At 68.9% G+C, this 14,576-nt stretch carries 14 protein-coding genes and 1 tRNA gene; 8 read left to right on the plus strand and 7 right to left on the minus strand.

Going from position 1 to position 14,576, the window contains the following annotated elements; all coding sequences use genetic code 11:
• Window positions 1–3 precede the first annotated feature (3 nt).
• From disA to CI785_RS11895, 3 genes are all read right to left on the minus strand, one after another.
• On the minus strand, window positions 4–1,080 hold the full coding sequence (disA, locus tag CI785_RS11885) for a DNA integrity scanning diadenylate cyclase DisA (protein WP_105032310.1): 1,077 nt from the start codon (window positions 1,078–1,080) through the stop codon (window positions 4–6).
• Between the two features lie 227 nt (window positions 1,081–1,307).
• Entirely contained in the window at window positions 1,308–2,693 is a 1,386-nt protein-coding gene (gene radA, locus CI785_RS11890) for a DNA repair protein RadA (RefSeq protein WP_105032311.1), read from the minus strand.
• A 61-nt stretch (window positions 2,694–2,754) separates the two neighbouring features.
• On the minus strand, window positions 2,755–3,882 hold the full coding sequence (locus CI785_RS11895) for an FUSC family protein (RefSeq protein ID WP_105032312.1): 1,128 nt from the start codon (window positions 3,880–3,882) through the stop codon (window positions 2,755–2,757).
• 222 nt (window positions 3,883–4,104) lie between these two features.
• Here CI785_RS11895 and CI785_RS11900 point away from each other — a divergent pair, with 222 nt between their 5' ends.
• From CI785_RS11900 to pstB, 4 genes are all read left to right on the plus strand, one after another.
• Window positions 4,105–5,226, plus strand: coding sequence for a phosphate ABC transporter substrate-binding protein PstS (locus CI785_RS11900; protein ID WP_105032313.1), 1,122 nt, complete (start codon window positions 4,105–4,107; stop codon window positions 5,224–5,226).
• Between the two features lie 144 nt (window positions 5,227–5,370).
• Window positions 5,371–6,303: a phosphate ABC transporter permease subunit PstC gene (gene pstC / locus CI785_RS11905; RefSeq protein ID WP_105032314.1), complete on the plus strand. Its 933-nt coding sequence runs from the start codon at window positions 5,371–5,373 to the stop codon at window positions 6,301–6,303.
• Window positions 6,303–7,409 (plus strand): phosphate ABC transporter permease PstA, encoded by a 1,107-nt coding sequence (pstA, locus tag CI785_RS11910; RefSeq protein ID WP_105032315.1) that lies wholly within the window; start codon window positions 6,303–6,305, stop codon window positions 7,407–7,409. The genes pstC and pstA overlap by 1 nt, the downstream gene beginning before the upstream one ends.
• A gap of 30 nt (window positions 7,410–7,439) precedes the next feature.
• The gene (gene pstB / locus CI785_RS11915; protein WP_105032316.1) at window positions 7,440–8,219 is read left to right on the plus strand and encodes a phosphate ABC transporter ATP-binding protein PstB; all 780 of its coding nucleotides are present in this window, start codon (window positions 7,440–7,442) and stop codon (window positions 8,217–8,219) included.
• 100 nt (window positions 8,220–8,319) lie between these two features.
• Here the strand turns inward: pstB and CI785_RS11920 are convergent, their stop codons facing one another.
• From CI785_RS11920 to CI785_RS11930, 3 genes are all read right to left on the minus strand, one after another.
• Window positions 8,320–9,330 (minus strand): inorganic phosphate transporter, encoded by a 1,011-nt coding sequence (locus tag CI785_RS11920; RefSeq protein ID WP_105032317.1) that lies wholly within the window; start codon window positions 9,328–9,330, stop codon window positions 8,320–8,322.
• Complete coding sequence (locus tag CI785_RS11925; protein ID WP_105032318.1) at window positions 9,331–9,948, minus strand: DUF47 domain-containing protein; 618 nt, start codon at window positions 9,946–9,948, stop codon at window positions 9,331–9,333.
• A gap of 195 nt (window positions 9,949–10,143) precedes the next feature.
• Window positions 10,144–10,791 (minus strand): hypothetical protein, encoded by a 648-nt coding sequence (locus CI785_RS11930; RefSeq protein ID WP_105032319.1) that lies wholly within the window; start codon window positions 10,789–10,791, stop codon window positions 10,144–10,146.
• 114 nt (window positions 10,792–10,905) lie between these two features.
• Between CI785_RS11930 and CI785_RS11935 the strand changes: the two genes are divergently transcribed.
• Window positions 10,906–10,979 (plus strand) — tRNA-Lys (locus CI785_RS11935).
• A gap of 58 nt (window positions 10,980–11,037) precedes the next feature.
• On the opposite strand, the gene CI785_RS11940 is transcribed toward CI785_RS11935, so the two are convergent.
• Window positions 11,038–11,793 (minus strand): ZIP family metal transporter, encoded by a 756-nt coding sequence (locus tag CI785_RS11940; RefSeq protein WP_105032320.1) that lies wholly within the window; start codon window positions 11,791–11,793, stop codon window positions 11,038–11,040.
• A 234-nt stretch (window positions 11,794–12,027) separates the two neighbouring features.
• Between CI785_RS11940 and CI785_RS11945 the strand changes: the two genes are divergently transcribed.
• The 3 genes from CI785_RS11945 to CI785_RS11955 all read left to right on the plus strand — a co-directional run bounded on the left by CI785_RS11945 (window position 12,028) and on the right by CI785_RS11955 (window position 14,526).
• Window positions 12,028–12,633, plus strand: coding sequence for a hypothetical protein (locus tag CI785_RS11945; protein ID WP_105032321.1), 606 nt, complete (start codon window positions 12,028–12,030; stop codon window positions 12,631–12,633).
• A 125-nt stretch (window positions 12,634–12,758) separates the two neighbouring features.
• The gene (locus CI785_RS11950; RefSeq protein ID WP_420808235.1) at window positions 12,759–14,030 is read left to right on the plus strand and encodes an endonuclease/exonuclease/phosphatase family protein; all 1,272 of its coding nucleotides are present in this window, start codon (window positions 12,759–12,761) and stop codon (window positions 14,028–14,030) included.
• 259 nt (window positions 14,031–14,289) lie between these two features.
• On the plus strand, window positions 14,290–14,526 hold the full coding sequence (locus CI785_RS11955; protein WP_105032322.1) for a hypothetical protein: 237 nt from the start codon (window positions 14,290–14,292) through the stop codon (window positions 14,524–14,526).
• Window positions 14,527–14,576: the final 50 nt, after the last annotated feature.

The raw sequence follows: 14,576 nt of genomic DNA on the forward strand, positions 1-14,576 counted from the left end.
GCGCTACATGAAGCGGTCGAGGAGGCTCGTCTCGGCGATCCTGGACAGGCCCTCGCGGACCGTCCGCGCCCGCTGCTCGCCGATGCCGTCCACGGCCATGAGGTCGTCGATGTTCGCTGCCATGAGGTTCTGCAGCCCGTCGAAGTGCTCCACGAGGCGGTTCGCGACGGCGGGCGGCACCGCCTTGATCCCGGAGAGCAGGCGGAAGCCCTTCGGCTGGATGACGGCCTCCAGCGAGTCGACGGACGGGTTGAAGCCCAGCACGCTCGCGATGGTCCCGAGGTCGATGAGGTCCGTGGAACTGAGGCCCTGCAGCGTCGCGACGCGCTCGTCGAGCGGCACCGTGCTGTTGCCGAGATCCATGTAGTCGCGCAGCACCATCTCGGGACCGGGGCCGAGCCCGGTGGTCAGTTCCTCGACCTGCAGCGACAGCAGGCGGCCGTCCACGCCCAGTTCGAGGACGTACTGGGAGATCTCCTCGGAGATCCTGCGTACCATCTCCTGCCGCTGCAGCGTGACCGCGACATCCCGTACGGTGACCATCGCCTCGATCTCCAGGGCGGACAGGGAGTTGGTGACCTGGTCGAGCCGGGCGCGGTACCGCTCCAGTGTGGCCAGGGCCTGATTGGCGCGTGCCAGCACGGGCTCGGACCCCTCGAGGACGTGGCGGAGACCGTCGATGTAGAGGGCGATGATCTGCATCGACTGGCTGACGCTGATCACCGGGAGGTTGGTCTGCTTCGCCACGCGCTCAGCGGTGCGGTGCCGCGTCCCGGATTCCTGCGTCTCGATGGTGTGATCGGGGACGAGCTGCACCGCGGCGCGCAGGATCCGGCTCGCGTCCTTGTCGCACACGATGGCGCCGTCCATTTTCGCCAGTTCGCGCAGGCGTGTGGGCGAGAACTCGATACCGATGTCGAAGCCGCCCGAACAGATCGAGTCCACCGTGCGGTCGAAGCCCAGCACGATCAGCGCACCCGTGCGGCCCCTCAGGATTCGCTCAAGACCGTCGCGCAGGTGCGTTCCCGGGGCTACTCTGGCGAGGGTGGCTTTCAGCGAGTCCTCCGGACTACGAACCATGGCCTATCCTTTCACCGCCCGCGCTGTCGAAGGCCCGGCGCAGTCGGGCAGCCGCCATCGAACCTCGGACGGCAGGCAGAGGCCACGGGAGTACCCGCGCAGCCGAACATAATACTACTGGCGCTCAGGAAATCCTCAGTACCGGCCCTGGTGGCAGCGCTGTAACACTCCGGGCGCGGAGCCCTCGGGGCGTGTGCCGCATCCTCACGGGCAGGCCCGCCACCGTCCTAGAACAGGAGGGCGAGCGCTTCCGCGAGGGTCGAGACCTCCCGTACGGAGAAGCCCTTGGGGACGGGGCCGGTACCGCCGGGGGAGGCCGGGACGATCGCGTGGGTGAACCCGAGGCGCTCCGCCTCCTGGATGCGCCGGCCGATCCCGGGCACAGGACGCACCTCGCCGGCCAGACCCACCTCGCCGAACGCGATGAGCCGCGCGGGCAGGGGGTGGTCGGTCTTGGCGGACGCGATGGCCAGGGCGACGGCGAGATCGGTGGCCGGTTCGGTCAGGCGGACCCCGCCCACCGTCGCCACGTAGCTGTCGTCCTTGTGCAGGCTGACGGACGCGCGGCTCTGCAGCACCGCCAGCAGCATGGCGACACGCGAGCTGTCGAGCCCGCTCGTCGCCCGGCGCGGCTGGGAGTTCGGCGATTCAGCCAGCAGCGCCTGCACCTCGGCGAGCAGGGGCCGCCGCCCCTCGAGCGTCACCGTGATGCACGTCCCCGAGACGGGGTCCTTGGTACGGGAGACGAAGAGGCCGCTGGGATCGGCCAGTCCCTCGATGCCGCCGTCGGTCAGGTCGAAGCACCCCACCTCGTCCGTGGGGCCGTACCGGTTCTTCACCGCGCGCAGCAGGCGCAGGCGCGAATGGCGTTCGCCCTCGAACTGGCAGACCACGTCGACGAGGTGCTCGAGGAGCCGGGGCCCGGCGATCGACCCGTCCTTCGTGACGTGCCCCACGAGCAGGGTGGTCATGCCGCGGGCCTTGGCCGCGCCGATGAGGGACGCGGCCACCTCGCGGACCTGCGTGACGCCGCCGGCGCTGCCGTCCACGGCCGCACTGCTGAGGGTCTGCACGGAGTCCACGATGAGCAGCGCCGGGTCGATCTTCTCCACCTGCCCGAGCGCCTGGCCGAGGTCGGTCTCAGCGCTCAGGTACAGCGAGTCGGCCACCGCGTCGATGCGGTCCGCCCGCAGCTTCACCTGGGCCGCCGACTCCTCGCCGGTGACGTAGAGGACGTCCTTGCCCAGCCGTGCCACCCGCGCGGCGACGTCGAGCAGGAGCGTGGACTTGCCCACGCCGGGCTCGCCGGCGAGCAGGATGACGGCCCCCGGCACCAGTCCGCCGCCGAGCACGCGGTCGAGCTCGTCGATCTTCGTCGGCTGGAACCCTGACAGTGTGGCGTCGACGTCGGCGATGCGCCGGGCGGGCGTCGTGACCGCGGCCGCGGCCGTGGTGCGGGCGACCACCTGGCCCGTCTCCTCGACCGTGCCCCAGGCCTGGCATTCGCCGCAGCGCCCCACCCATTTCGCCGTGGTCCATCCGCACTCGGCGCAGCGGTAGTTCGGCGCGTTGCTGCGGCTCGCGCGTGCGGCGGGGGAGGTCTTCGTGGGCATGCTTTCAGGCTACCGGCGCGCACCGACAGAGTCGCCGTGACCGTCTGCCGTTGGTGCTGCCTCAGAGCCGGGGCAGGTAGTCCGCGGCGTCCTCGTGGGTGAGGCCCGTGGCCTCGAGCAGGTCCACCACGAGCGGGCGGAGGAGGAGCACGAGCCCCTCGCCCTCGAGCCGGCTGATGTTCAGGCTGTCCGGATGGAGATCGGTGGCGACGGCCGCCAGTTCCTCGCGTGCCCGGCGCAGGTTGAGGCGCCTCTCTGCGGGATCCCGCGCCGACAGGCCGCGGCTCAGTGCGTCGACGGCGTCGGCCGTGTCCTCGAGCGACTGGCTGAGGCTCTCTATCGCCTCGTCGGTCAGGGCGGCGTGGTTGATGGCCGAGGTCAGGCGGCGGGAGAACACGCGGCTGTTGCGGATGGCGAGGTCGATCGACTCGATGGCGCTCCCCAGGGACCCGATCTCGTCGCGGTGGCGCCGGTACGCGGGGGAGATGCGGGCGACCTCCCGCGCGGCCTTCATGCTGCCCGTCAGGGTGTCGAGCTGGGACTGGCAGTTCCGCGCCCGGACCAGCGCGTGCCAGGCCAGCGTCGAATCGCTCTGCCGGAGCGCCGAGGCGCTGTCGCGGATCACACCCGACAACTCACCCAGGAGGCCGCGCACGTTCGTCCTCGGCTCGCGGCGCGGGTCGCGGGGCAGGAGGACGGTGATCACGAGCGCGAACAGGCCGCCCACGATCGCGTCGACGCTCCGCGTGAACGGCCCGCCCTCCGGGGCCGGGAGCAGCACCACCAGCAGGGACTGCAGCCCGAGCTGCGTGGTGAAGATGGTCCCGCTGTCCAGGAACCGGGCCAGGAGGATCGAGATGAACAGCACGGCGGCGGCCTGCCACAGGCCGGTGCCGAAGAAGGTGAGCAGCAGATCCCCCACGGAGATGCCGAGGGTGCAGCCGATCGCCACCTCGAGGACGCGCCGTAGACGGGGATCCCGGGAGAAGCCCAGGGAGATCATCGACGACGTCGCCGCGAACAGCGGCCCATTGTGCCCCAGGATCTGCTCCGCGAAGGCGTAGGCGCCCACCGCGCAGACGGTCATCTGGAGTGCCGGGATGACGGAGTTGGAACTGCGCCTGAACCCTATCCGCGAGCGCTTCCGCAGAAAGGCGAGGGTTGCGGAGAGTCCCTGGCGCGGCGGCATGCTCCCAGTCTAGGAGGTGCACCGGGACGAGACCTTCGTCTCATCCGCCACTGGGAACCGGCTGGGCGGGGCAATGGCCCCGTGCTGTTCACCTTCCGTTAACGTCCCTTGGTCAGTCTCTTTACCTGCACTGCCTAGCTTGAGGATGTACAAGAACGCGTACATCTCTACCGAGTGCCATTCGTGCACCGATGAATACCTCCCTGGAAGGGGCAATATCTAGTGAAGGCTCTTCGCTTTGGCCGCGCTGCGGCAGTTATCTCCGTAGCCGCGCTGGCGCTGACCGCTTGTGGTTCCGACAACGCCACCGGCGAGCCCGCCGCGGAGGGTGGAGCCTCCTCCGCCGCCGCAGGCACTGCAGTGTCAGGAACCCTGACCGGCATCGGCGCCTCCTCGCAGAACTCTGCGATGGAGGCCTGGAAGACCGGCTTCGAGTCCGCCAACGAGGGCGCCATGGTGCAGTACTCGCCGGACGGATCGGGTGCCGGGCGCAAGGCCTTCCTGAGCGGTGGCGCGCAGTTCGCCGGCTCGGACGCCTACCTCAAGGACGAAGAGATGACCCAGGCCACCGAGGTCTGCGGCCCCGACGGTGCGATCAACATCCCCGCGTACATCTCCCCGATCGCGATCGCCTTCAACCTCGAAGGTGTCACCGAGCTGAACCTCGACGCCCCGACCATCGCGCAGATCTTCGGCAAGAAGATCAGCACCTGGAACGACCCCGCGATCGCCGCCCAGAACGAGGGCGTCGAGCTCCCCGACACCCCCATCACCGTGGTGCACCGCTCCGACGAGTCCGGCACCACCGAGAACTTCGTCGACTACCTCGCCGCCGCGGCGCCCCAGGACTGGACCTACGAGGTCAGCGGTGCCTGGCCGGCGGAACTGCAGTCCGAGAACGCCAAGGGCACCTCGGGCGTGGTGCAGACGGTCACCTCGACCGACGGCGCCATCACCTACGCCGACGCCTCCGCGGTCGGTGACCTCGGCAAGGCCAAGGTCAAGGTGGGCGAGGAGTACACCGAGCTCAGCTCGGACGCCGCCGCGAAGGCCGTGGAGGTCGCCACGCCGGTCGAGGGCCGCCCCGCGACCGACATGTCCCTCGAGCTCGAGCGCGACACCACCGAGTCCGGCGCCTACCCCGTCGTCCTCGTCAGCTACCACGTGTACTGCACCTCCTACGACTCCCAGGAGACGGTCGACCTCGTGAAGGCGTTCGGCACCTACGTCATCAGCGAGGAGGGCCAGGCCGAGGCCGAGGCCTCCGCGGGCAACGCCCCGCTGTCCGCGACCCTCAGCGAGAAGGCCAAGACGGCCATCGACTCCATCAAGGTCGCTTCCTAGCGAAGGCATCCGGTCCCGTCTGGTCTAATGATGACCGGGCGGGACCGTCCGCCGTTCACGGCTGGAATCAGCAGTGACCTTCCCTCCTCGGCCCGCCACCGGGCCGTCACTGCATCCGAAATCGACCGCCTGGAAGGCAGAGACGTGTCAACCCATACGCTGAAAGCGTCGACAGATCGAGGCCGCGCAGGCGACAAGATCTTCTCCGGAATCTCCCTCACCGCCGGCATCCTGATCCTGGCAGTACTCTTCAGCGTCGCCGTGTTCCTGCTCGTGCAGGCCGCACCGACCTTCACCGCCGACCCCACGGAGATCACCGGCGGGAACGGCTTCACCTCCTACATCCTGCCGATCGTCATCGGCACCGTCATCGCCGCGATCATCGCGCTCGTGATCGCCACGCCCATCGGTATCGCCGTCGCCCTGTTCATCTCGCACTACGCCCCGCGCCGCCTGGCACGGGCCTTCGGGTACGTGATCGACCTGCTCGCGGCCATCCCCTCGGTGATCTACGGCGCCTGGGGCTACATCGTCCTCGCACCGCAGCTGGCCAAGGGCTACACCTGGCTCGCCGAGAACCTCGGCTGGATCCCCTTCTTCACCGGACCCGCGAGCCAGACCGGCAAGACCATGCTCACCGCCGGGATCGTCCTGGCGGTCATGGTCATCCCGATCATCACCTCGCTCAGCAGGGAGATCTTCCTGCAGACCCCCACCCTCCACGAGGAGGCCGCGCTCGCGATGGGCGCCACGCGCTGGGAGATGGTCCGCATGGCGGTGCTCCCCTTCGCACGCCCCGGCATCATCAGCGCGACCATGCTCGGTCTCGGCCGCGCACTGGGCGAGACCATGGCCGTGGCCCTGGTCCTCTCGCCGGGCGCGCTCGGGGCCAGCCTCATCAGGACGGGCAACCAGACCATCGCGGCGGAGATCGCGCTGAACTTCCCGGAGGCGTTCGGCCTGCGGCTCAACGAACTGATCGCGGCGGGCCTCGTGCTGTTCGTCATCACGCTGATCGTCAACATGATCGCCCGCTTCATCATCACGCGGCACAAAGAATTCTCGGGAGCTAACTAATGGCAGCGAACCAGACACTCCAGCGTCGCCAGTCCCAGCTCACGCGCGGCCACCTCCCCTCGTACGCCGTATGGGTGGTGCTCGGCGCCTCCGTCATCCTCGGGGCGGCGCTCGCCTCACTCATCGGGTTCAGCGTGGTCGGCTGGGCGGTCATCTCCGCCGTCGTCTTCGTGATCGCAGCCACCCTCGTCACCGCGGTGGCCGAGGGTGAGCGCAAGGCCAAGGACCGGCTCGTCACCTACCTCGTGTACGGCGCCTTCCTGATCGCGCTGCTGCCCCTCGTCTCGGTCCTGTGGACCGTGCTGCAGCGGGGCGTGCCGGGGCTCAGCTACAACTTCCTGTTCACCTCGATGAACGGAGTGACCGGCGCGACGGACAACCAGGCGCTGGAGAACGGCACACCCGTGCTGGGCGGCGCCTACCACGCCGTGCTCGGCACCCTGCAGATCACCCTCTGGGCCACCCTGATCTCGGTGCCGATCGGCCTGCTCACCGCCGTCTACCTCGTCGAGTACGGGGCGGGCAAGAACCTCACCAAGGCGATCACCTTCTTCGTGGACGTCATGACCGGCATCCCCTCGATCGTGGCGGGCCTGTTTGCAGCAGCCCTGTTCGCGCTCCTGTTCGGTCCGGGCACCCGGACGGGATTCGTGGCCGCCGTCGCCCTCTCCGTCCTCATGATCCCCGTGGTGGTCCGCTCCACCGAGGAGATGCTGAAGATCGTGCCCAACGAACTCCGCGAGGCCTCCTACGCCCTGGGAGTGCGCAAATGGCGCACGATCACCAACGTGGTCATCCCCACGGCGATCTCCGGTATCGCCTCTGGCGTAACCCTCTCGATCGCCCGCGTCATCGGCGAGACCGCGCCTATCCTTGTGACGGCAGGGTTCGCGAGCTCCATCAACTGGAACGTCTTCAGCGGCTGGATGAGTACGCTCCCCACCTTCATCTACTACCAGATCCTCACGCCGACCTCTCCCACGGCGCCCGATCCGAGTACACAGCGCGCATGGGCCGCGGCGCTCCTGCTGATCCTCATGGTGATGCTGCTGAACCTGGTCGCCCGGTTCATCGCCCGCATGTTCGCCCCCAAGACCAGCCGCTGACCGCTCGCTGCAATTACCGATAAGGAAGCAATGTCCAAGCGAATCGACGTCAAGGACCTCAACGTCTACTACAGCAAGTTCCTTGCCGTGGAGGACGTCAACATCAACATCGAAGCCCGTTCGGTGACGGCGTTCATCGGCCCCTCGGGCTGCGGCAAGTCCACGTTCCTCCGCACCCTCAACCGCATGCACGAGGTCATCCCCGGCGCGCGCGTCGAGGGCGAGGTGCTGCTCGACGGCGACAACCTGTACGACACCGCCGTCGACCCCGTGACCGTGCGCGGCCAGATCGGCATGGTCTTCCAGCGGCCCAACCCGTTCCCCACCATGTCCATCCGCGACAACGTGCTGGCCGGCGTGAAGCTCAACAACAAGCGCATGAGCAAGTCGGACGCCGACGACCTCGTGGAGAAGTCGCTGAGCGGCGCGAACCTGTGGAACGAGGTCAAGGACCGCCTCGCCCGCCCGGGGTCCGGCCTGTCCGGCGGCCAGCAGCAGCGCCTGTGCATCGCCCGCGCCATCGCGGTATCACCCCAGGTGATCCTGATGGACGAGCCCTGCTCCGCCCTGGACCCCATCTCCACGCTGGCCATCGAGGACCTCATCAACGAGCTCAAGGCCGAGTACACAGTGGTGATCGTGACCCACAACATGCAGCAGGCCGCGCGCGTGTCGGACAAGACGGCGTTCTTCAACATCGCCGGCACCGGCAAGCCGGGCAAGCTCATCGAGTACGACGACACCACGACCATCTTCAACAAGCCCTCGATCAAGGCGACGGAGGACTACGTCTCCGGTCGTTTCGGATAGGCACATCGACAGCATGACGACGGCGGCTCCCGAGGGGGCCGCCGTCGTCGTTCCCGCGTCCTTGCCGGCGTAGCGCGGCCCCGCTCGGGGAGCGGATGTCCTACAGCAGCGGGCTCAGCGCGAGGAAGAAGACCGCGCCCAGCAGTGCGGTGACCGGGGCCGTCGCGAGCCACACCAGCAGGATGCGCACCACCCGCGGCCGCTGGACGGACGCGAAGCGCTGGTTGGCGCCGGCCCCGACGATCGCGGAGGCCATCGTGTGGGTGCTCGAGAGCGGGAAGTGCAGCGAGATGGCGCCGATGAACAGCATCGCCGAACTCACCCCCTGCGCCGTCATCCCCCGCAGCGGATCGATGTGGACCAGGCGATCGCCGAGGGTGTGCGTGATGCGCCACCCACCGAAGACTGACCCGCTGGCCAGCAGCACGGCGGCGAACACCTGCACCCAGAGGGGCATGTCGGACCCCGTCGCGAAGCCCGAACCCACCAGGGCCAGCAGGATGACCGCCATGGTCCGCTGGCCGTCCTGCAGCCCGTGCCCGAGGGCGAAGGCCCCGGCCAGGACCGACTGCGCCATCCTGTTGCCCCGGTTCACGCTCCCGGGCGACCCGTGGCGCAGCAGCCACGTCGCGGGGAACACCGCCGCATAGGCCAGGAGGTAGGCGACGACCGGGGATAGCACGAGGGGCAGCGCGATCTGCAGCAGCAGCGCCTCCCCGGCGCCGTCCATGGACGGACCATCGGTGAGCTGCGACGCCCCGCCCGCGCCGATGATGCCGCCGAGCAGCGCGTGGGTCGACGACGACGGCTTGCCGCGATACCAGGTCAGGACCCCCCAGATGCCGGCCGCCAGGAGCGCCGCCAAAAGTATTCCGAGCCCGGTGGTCCCGGAGGGCAGCCCGAGTCCGGCGTCGGTGAAGAAGAGCGCCAGCGAGGTGCTGAGCAGCGCGCCGACGAGATTGAAGAAGGCCGCGAGCAGGACGGCGATGGTCGGTGTGAGCGCCCGGGTCCGTACCGCGGTGGCCACGGAGTTCGAGACGTCGTGGAAGCCGTTGAGGAAGGCGAAGCCGCCCGCGGCGAGGACCACCGTCCCGAGGAGGAGAGGCTCCACCTACGATTCCTTGACGAGGATGCTGCCCACCTGGGTGGCGACCCGCCGGATGTCCTTCGTGACGTCGACCAGCTGGTTCGCGACGTCACGGTGCCGTGCGTACACGAGGGGCTTGTGGTCGTTCAGGAGTTCGGCGCACCAGCTGCGGTGGGTCCGTTCCGCCCGCCGGGCCAGGCGCAGGATCTCGATCCAGTACTCCTCGAGGTCCTCCATCGAGTTCAGCCGCTGCATGGCGGCGGCGGTCAGCTCGGCCTGCCGGTTGATGACCTCGAGCTGGTCGGCGGCCCGCTGGCTCAGCTTGTTCAGCTTGTACAGCGCGATGAGCTCGCCCGCGCCGTCGAGCTTCTCGATCGCCTCGTTGAGCAGCCTCGACAGCACGTAGAGGTCCTCGCGCGGCAGCGGGTTGATGAAGGAGGTGCGCATGGACGTCAGCAGGGCGAAGTGCAGGTCCGTGGACGCAGATTCGTGCTGGTGCAGTTCCTCGGAGAGGCGGTCGTACTCCTGTGTGGACGCGCCCAGGATGGCGGACATGGTCCGCACACCGAGGACCAGCTGCTGGGCCATCCGGGAGAGCAGTTCCAGCCCAGCGTTCTCCTGCGGGAAGAGGCGTAGTTTCACGGAGTCTTCCTCGCAGGATATGGACGTTTCACCAGGCAGGCCCGGTGGCAGAGTAGTGGCGCCGAACCGGGAGCGCCTCTCGGCGGAAGGCCGCTCGAAGCGGCTGAGTGTTGAAGCCCGGGGGTTCCACGGTCCGACGCCGCTTTAAGTCTTGCCGTCCCCGGAGCCGCTGTCAACACGGGGCCGCGGGGCGGGTCAGTCCAGTTCCCCGCGCCGCCAGGATGCCGCGGCATGCTCGAGGTCCTCGGCGGTCTTGATCAGCTGGTGCGAATTGCGGGTCAGCCTCGCGGCGTGGGGCCCGTTGGCGACCTCGGCGTCGTCGGCGTGGTTGGCCTGGCCGAGTGCGACGACGCGACAGAACGCGGCGAAGCGTTCGAGTGCTACATCGAAGTCGCCCTCGAACGCCCCGGAGAGGATGGTGTTGGCCATGGTGGTCATCTCGGTGGCGCCGGGCGGCTCGGCGACGCCGGCCACGACCTTGGACACCTGGGCCACCTCCTTGCCCGAGGCGAAGTAGGCGGCGATGCGCTCGGGGTTCTGCTGCGTGGCGGCACGCAGGGCATACAGGCGCCACAGGGCACCGGGCAGGGACCGCGCCGGGCTCTCGGCCCACATCTCCGCGATGGCCTCGAGGCCCTGTTGGTCGGCGAGTTCGACGAGGCGGCGTGTCACGTCCGGGTCCTCGGCGTCGCGGCCGTGGTGCACGAGCGCATGGGCGGCCATATGGGCCGCCTCCGAGACCCTCGAGGGATCCACGCCGCCCGCGAAGACCTCGAAGTCAGCCGGAGCGAAGGGCTTCGGCTTGTGCGGCCGTGGGCTGTTGTTCGTGTATTCGCCGTCCATGGAACGAGGATACTCCTGCGGAATTTCGCGCCGGAAGGCGGGTGCGGTGCAGTCCTCGGACCAGGAGTGATTGCGATAAAGTTAGCGGGTCATCGCCGCTTGCGGCGGTGTGGCGGGCCCTTAGCTCAGTTGGCTAGAGCAACGGACTTTTAATCCGTGGGTCGTGGGTTCGAGCCCCACAGGGCCTACCTGTCGTACGGAGGAAGGGTCCCGGGTCTCCCGGGGCCCTTCCTTCGTGCAAGCGGCCTATCCGGACACCTCGTGGACCACGAAGGCCGTGAGGAAACCGAGGGCCGCGATGAGCCCGGTCAGCATGTGCTGCTTCTCGAAGGCCTCGGGGATCATGGTGTCGGCCACCATCGCCAGGATCGCGCCGGCGGCGATCGCCGTGATGAACGCGATCGTGACGCCCGAGGCGCCGGCCAGCAGCGAGTAGCCCGCGAGCGCGGAGAGCCCGGAGACCAGGGCGATCCCGCCCCAGAGACCGAAGACGTAGCGCGGGCCGCGTCCGGCGTTCCGCATCCCCGCGCTGCTCGAGAGACCCTCGGGGACGTTCGAGATGAAGATCGCGACGAGGACGGCGGGATTCACGGTACCGCTCGCCACGAGCCCGAGCCCGAGGACCACCGATTCCGGGATGCCGTCCAGCAGCGCACCGAGCGCGATCGCGTTACCGCTGCCCGCGTCCTCGGTCTCCCTGGGCTGCTGGCCGCCCGAGCGCTTGCGGTGCTGGGCGCCCTTCCGTGCGAGGACGGCATTGGCACCCACGTAGGCCACCGCTCCTACGAGGAAGCCGAGCCCCGTGGGGACGAGCCCCCCGGCCTCCTGCGCCTCGGCGACCAGTTCGAACGCGAGGGCGGAGATGAGCACTCCGGCGCCGAACGCCATCACGAAGGACACGGTGCGTGGGGGCACCTTCCACTTCCAGGCGATGGCCGCCCCGATGAGCAGTGCGGCTCCGGCGATCGCGCCCCAGGCGAAGGCCTGCACCTCCAGTGGCACCGGGTGCCTCCTTCTCCCGCACCGGGATCGCGGCCGCGTCGCACGGCGCGACGACGAAAAACCTGGCCCAGCCTGTCACGGATCGATGGATGGCAGCAGGCGGAATCTCCACCGATCCGGGGATTGACTCGCTGCTCCCGCTCGTTTGCACTGGTAGGAGGAGCACAGTGTCGGCGGGCGCCGACGCGGTGCCGGGCCGGGCGGGATCGAGCGGTGTCGAGCAGAGGAGTGGCCGTGGACGTGGTTGCCCTGATCGGGAGTCTGATTGCCTGCGTCGTGATGGCCGGTGTCGCGGCTCTCACGGGATGGCGGCTCGATGCCGTCTCGCAGCGCGGCGGAGGGTCCGACGACTACTTCTGGGTGGGCTTCGGTGGCGTCGTCGTGATCACGGGAGTGGGCGTCGCCGGAGGATCGGCCGGAGGCCCGGGCGCGGTGCTGGTGGGGGTGGTCGGAGTGGCGGTGACAACGGCCATGGTGGCCTGGTCGGTGCGACGCCATGATCGGCGGAACAGGGCGTCCGTGAGGGCAGAGCGCACGGACGCGTGGGCGGAGCTGCGTGCGCGTCACGGTGAGGTGCTCCGCCGGTGGGCGGACTACGATCTCGACCCCGCGAAGGCGATCCACCACCCGGGCATGCACGATCCCCGCCACCCCGTGGGGCAACCCGTGATCCGCGCCCTGCGGGCCGCCGATGCCGCGCACGGCGGCGATGACGCACCCGACGTGGAGCGGTATGCGGCGGCGGTGGACCGCCTGGAGCAGGCGTTCGATACCGCCGAATCCCGTCTCGCAACCCCTGGGACAGGACGCGCGGCGCGGCATCGCGCTCTTCCCTTATGACCCTGAATCGTTACCTGCACGACGGCTCCGGAGTGCCTTGCCCGACTAGGATTCAAGTTACCGGAGCGAACGAGTTTGGGTGCTACCCGTCCAGTCGCGACGGGTCGGGAATAGGGGGAGGGATCATGCGCGTCATGGCGCACTGCACGGCCGCCGTGCTGGCTGCATCCCTGCTCATCGCAACCGCGCCCGCCGTGCTCGCGACCCCGCCGGACGACACCCTCAGTGTGGACTCCGCCACCGGATCCAGGGACCGGCAGGACGTCCGCTTCGCGACGTACAACGCGAGCCTGAACCGGACGGCGCCGGGCGAGCTGCTCCGCGACCTCGGGACCGGGGGCAACATCCAGGCGCAGGCGATCGCCGAAGTGGTGCAGATCAACCGACCCGACGTCGTCCTCCTCAACGAGTTCGACTACGTCCCCGGCAACCGGGCCGCCGACCTGTTCAACGAGAACTACCTCCGCGTCGGCCAGAACGGCAGGAAACCGCTCGACTACCCGTACGTCTACACAGCCCCGTCCAACACGGGCGTGCCGAGCGGCTTCGACCTGAACAATGACGGCAGTGTGGGCGGGCCCGACGACGCCCTCGGCTTCGGTGCGTTCGAGGGCCAGTACGGCATGGTGATCTACTCGAAGTACCCCATCGAGACGGAGTCGGTCCGGACGTTCCAGCACTTCCTGTGGAAGGACATGCCGGGCGCGCTCCTGCCCGACAATCCGGCGACCGGTGCGCAGGGTGACTGGTACTCCACCAACGAACTGGCGGTCCTGCCGCTGTCCAGCAAGTCGCACTGGGACGTTCCCGTCAGCATCGCGGGCAGGACGGTCCACGTGCTCGCAAGCCATCCCACCCCTCCCGTCTTCGACGGGGAGGAGGACCGCAACGGCAGGCGGAACAGCGACGAGATCCGTCTCTGGTCGGACTACGTGACGGGCGGGGCCGATGCCTCGTACATCTACGACGACGCCGGTGCGACGGGTGGGCTCAAGCGCGGTGAACGCTTCGTGGTGATGGGCGACCAGAACAGCGACCCCCTCGACGGCGACTCCCTCCCGGGCTCGATCGGCCGTCTGCTCGGGAACAAGCTCGTCCAGGACCCGATGCCGGTCTCGAAGGGTGCCACGGAGGCCTCGGCGCTGCAGGGTGGCGCGAATGCCGAGCACCGCAGCGACCCCCGCTACGACACGGCCGACTTCGAGGACAGGTCCGCAGGGAACGTCCGCGTGGACTACGTCCTCCCGTCACGCACCCTGCGGGTGTCGGGATCGGGTGTCTTCTGGCCGCAGGCAGGCACGCCGGGGTCGGAACTGACCGGCATCTTCCCGTTCCGCACGAGCGACCACCGGCTGGTCTACGCCGACGTGACCCTGCACGGCGGCCGGCAGCGCTGAGCGGCGTCCCTGCACACCAAGGTGGAGTCGACCCTTGTCGCCCCGGGACGACCGGGTGTACGGTCGGATGCATGAGGACGATTCTTTTTCAGTAGCGGGGCCGGCTCCAGCCACCCCTAGCGCCACTTGTCGATGACACCCCTCCGAGGGCGCCCACTGAATCTGTCGGATCCTCCAGCACCCGTCGCGCAGGTTTCTCCGTGCGCCGTGCCGTCCGGTCCGAGGCGTTCCGTGGGCGCACGCACCAGAAAGGAACACCATGACCAGCACGCCCCAGAACGAGCAACCCGATACCGACCGGCAGTCGAGTCCGGAGAACGAGACCGCGGCGAAGAACGGCGGTTCGCGCAGACTGCAGGACGATCCGCGTGCGCAACTCGCGCTCGCGAAGAAGAATCACGGCGCAAATCCGACCGCGGCTTCCGGTGCGGCACATGTCAAGGCTGCGCACGAGAGCAGCAAGCAGGGGAAGGCGGAGAAGAAGGTCCGCTGGTAGGCGCGGCCGCGCGCCGGACATTCACCGGGCGGTGAGAGCCCGGGTGGAAG

This window comes from Arthrobacter ruber, from assembly GCF_002954225.1.
Lineage (GTDB): Bacteria > Actinomycetota > Actinomycetes > Actinomycetales > Micrococcaceae > Arthrobacter_D > Arthrobacter_D ruber.

Bases quoted from the DNA above. Each gene is read 5' to 3' on its own strand.
- CI785_RS11930 (WP_105032319.1), bottom strand. From the start codon at position 10,791: ATGGACGGCGAATACACGAACAACAGCCCACGGCCGCACAAGCCGAAG.
- CI785_RS11950 (WP_420808235.1), top strand. From the start codon at position 12,759: ATGCGCGTCATGGCGCACTGCACGGCCGCCGTGCTGGCTGCATCCCTG.
- CI785_RS11955 (WP_105032322.1), top strand. From the start codon at position 14,290: ATGACCAGCACGCCCCAGAACGAGCAACCCGATACCGACCGGCAGTCG.
- pstA (WP_105032315.1), top strand. From the start codon at position 6,303: ATGGCAGCGAACCAGACACTCCAGCGTCGCCAGTCCCAGCTCACGCGC.
- CI785_RS11895 (WP_105032312.1), bottom strand. From the start codon at position 3,882: ATGCCGCCGCGCCAGGGACTCTCCGCAACCCTCGCCTTTCTGCGGAAG.
- radA (WP_105032311.1), bottom strand. From the start codon at position 2,693: ATGCCCACGAAGACCTCCCCCGCCGCACGCGCGAGCCGCAGCAACGCG.
- disA (WP_105032310.1), bottom strand. From the start codon at position 1,080: ATGGTTCGTAGTCCGGAGGACTCGCTGAAAGCCACCCTCGCCAGAGTA.
- pstB (WP_105032316.1), top strand. From the start codon at position 7,440: ATGTCCAAGCGAATCGACGTCAAGGACCTCAACGTCTACTACAGCAAG.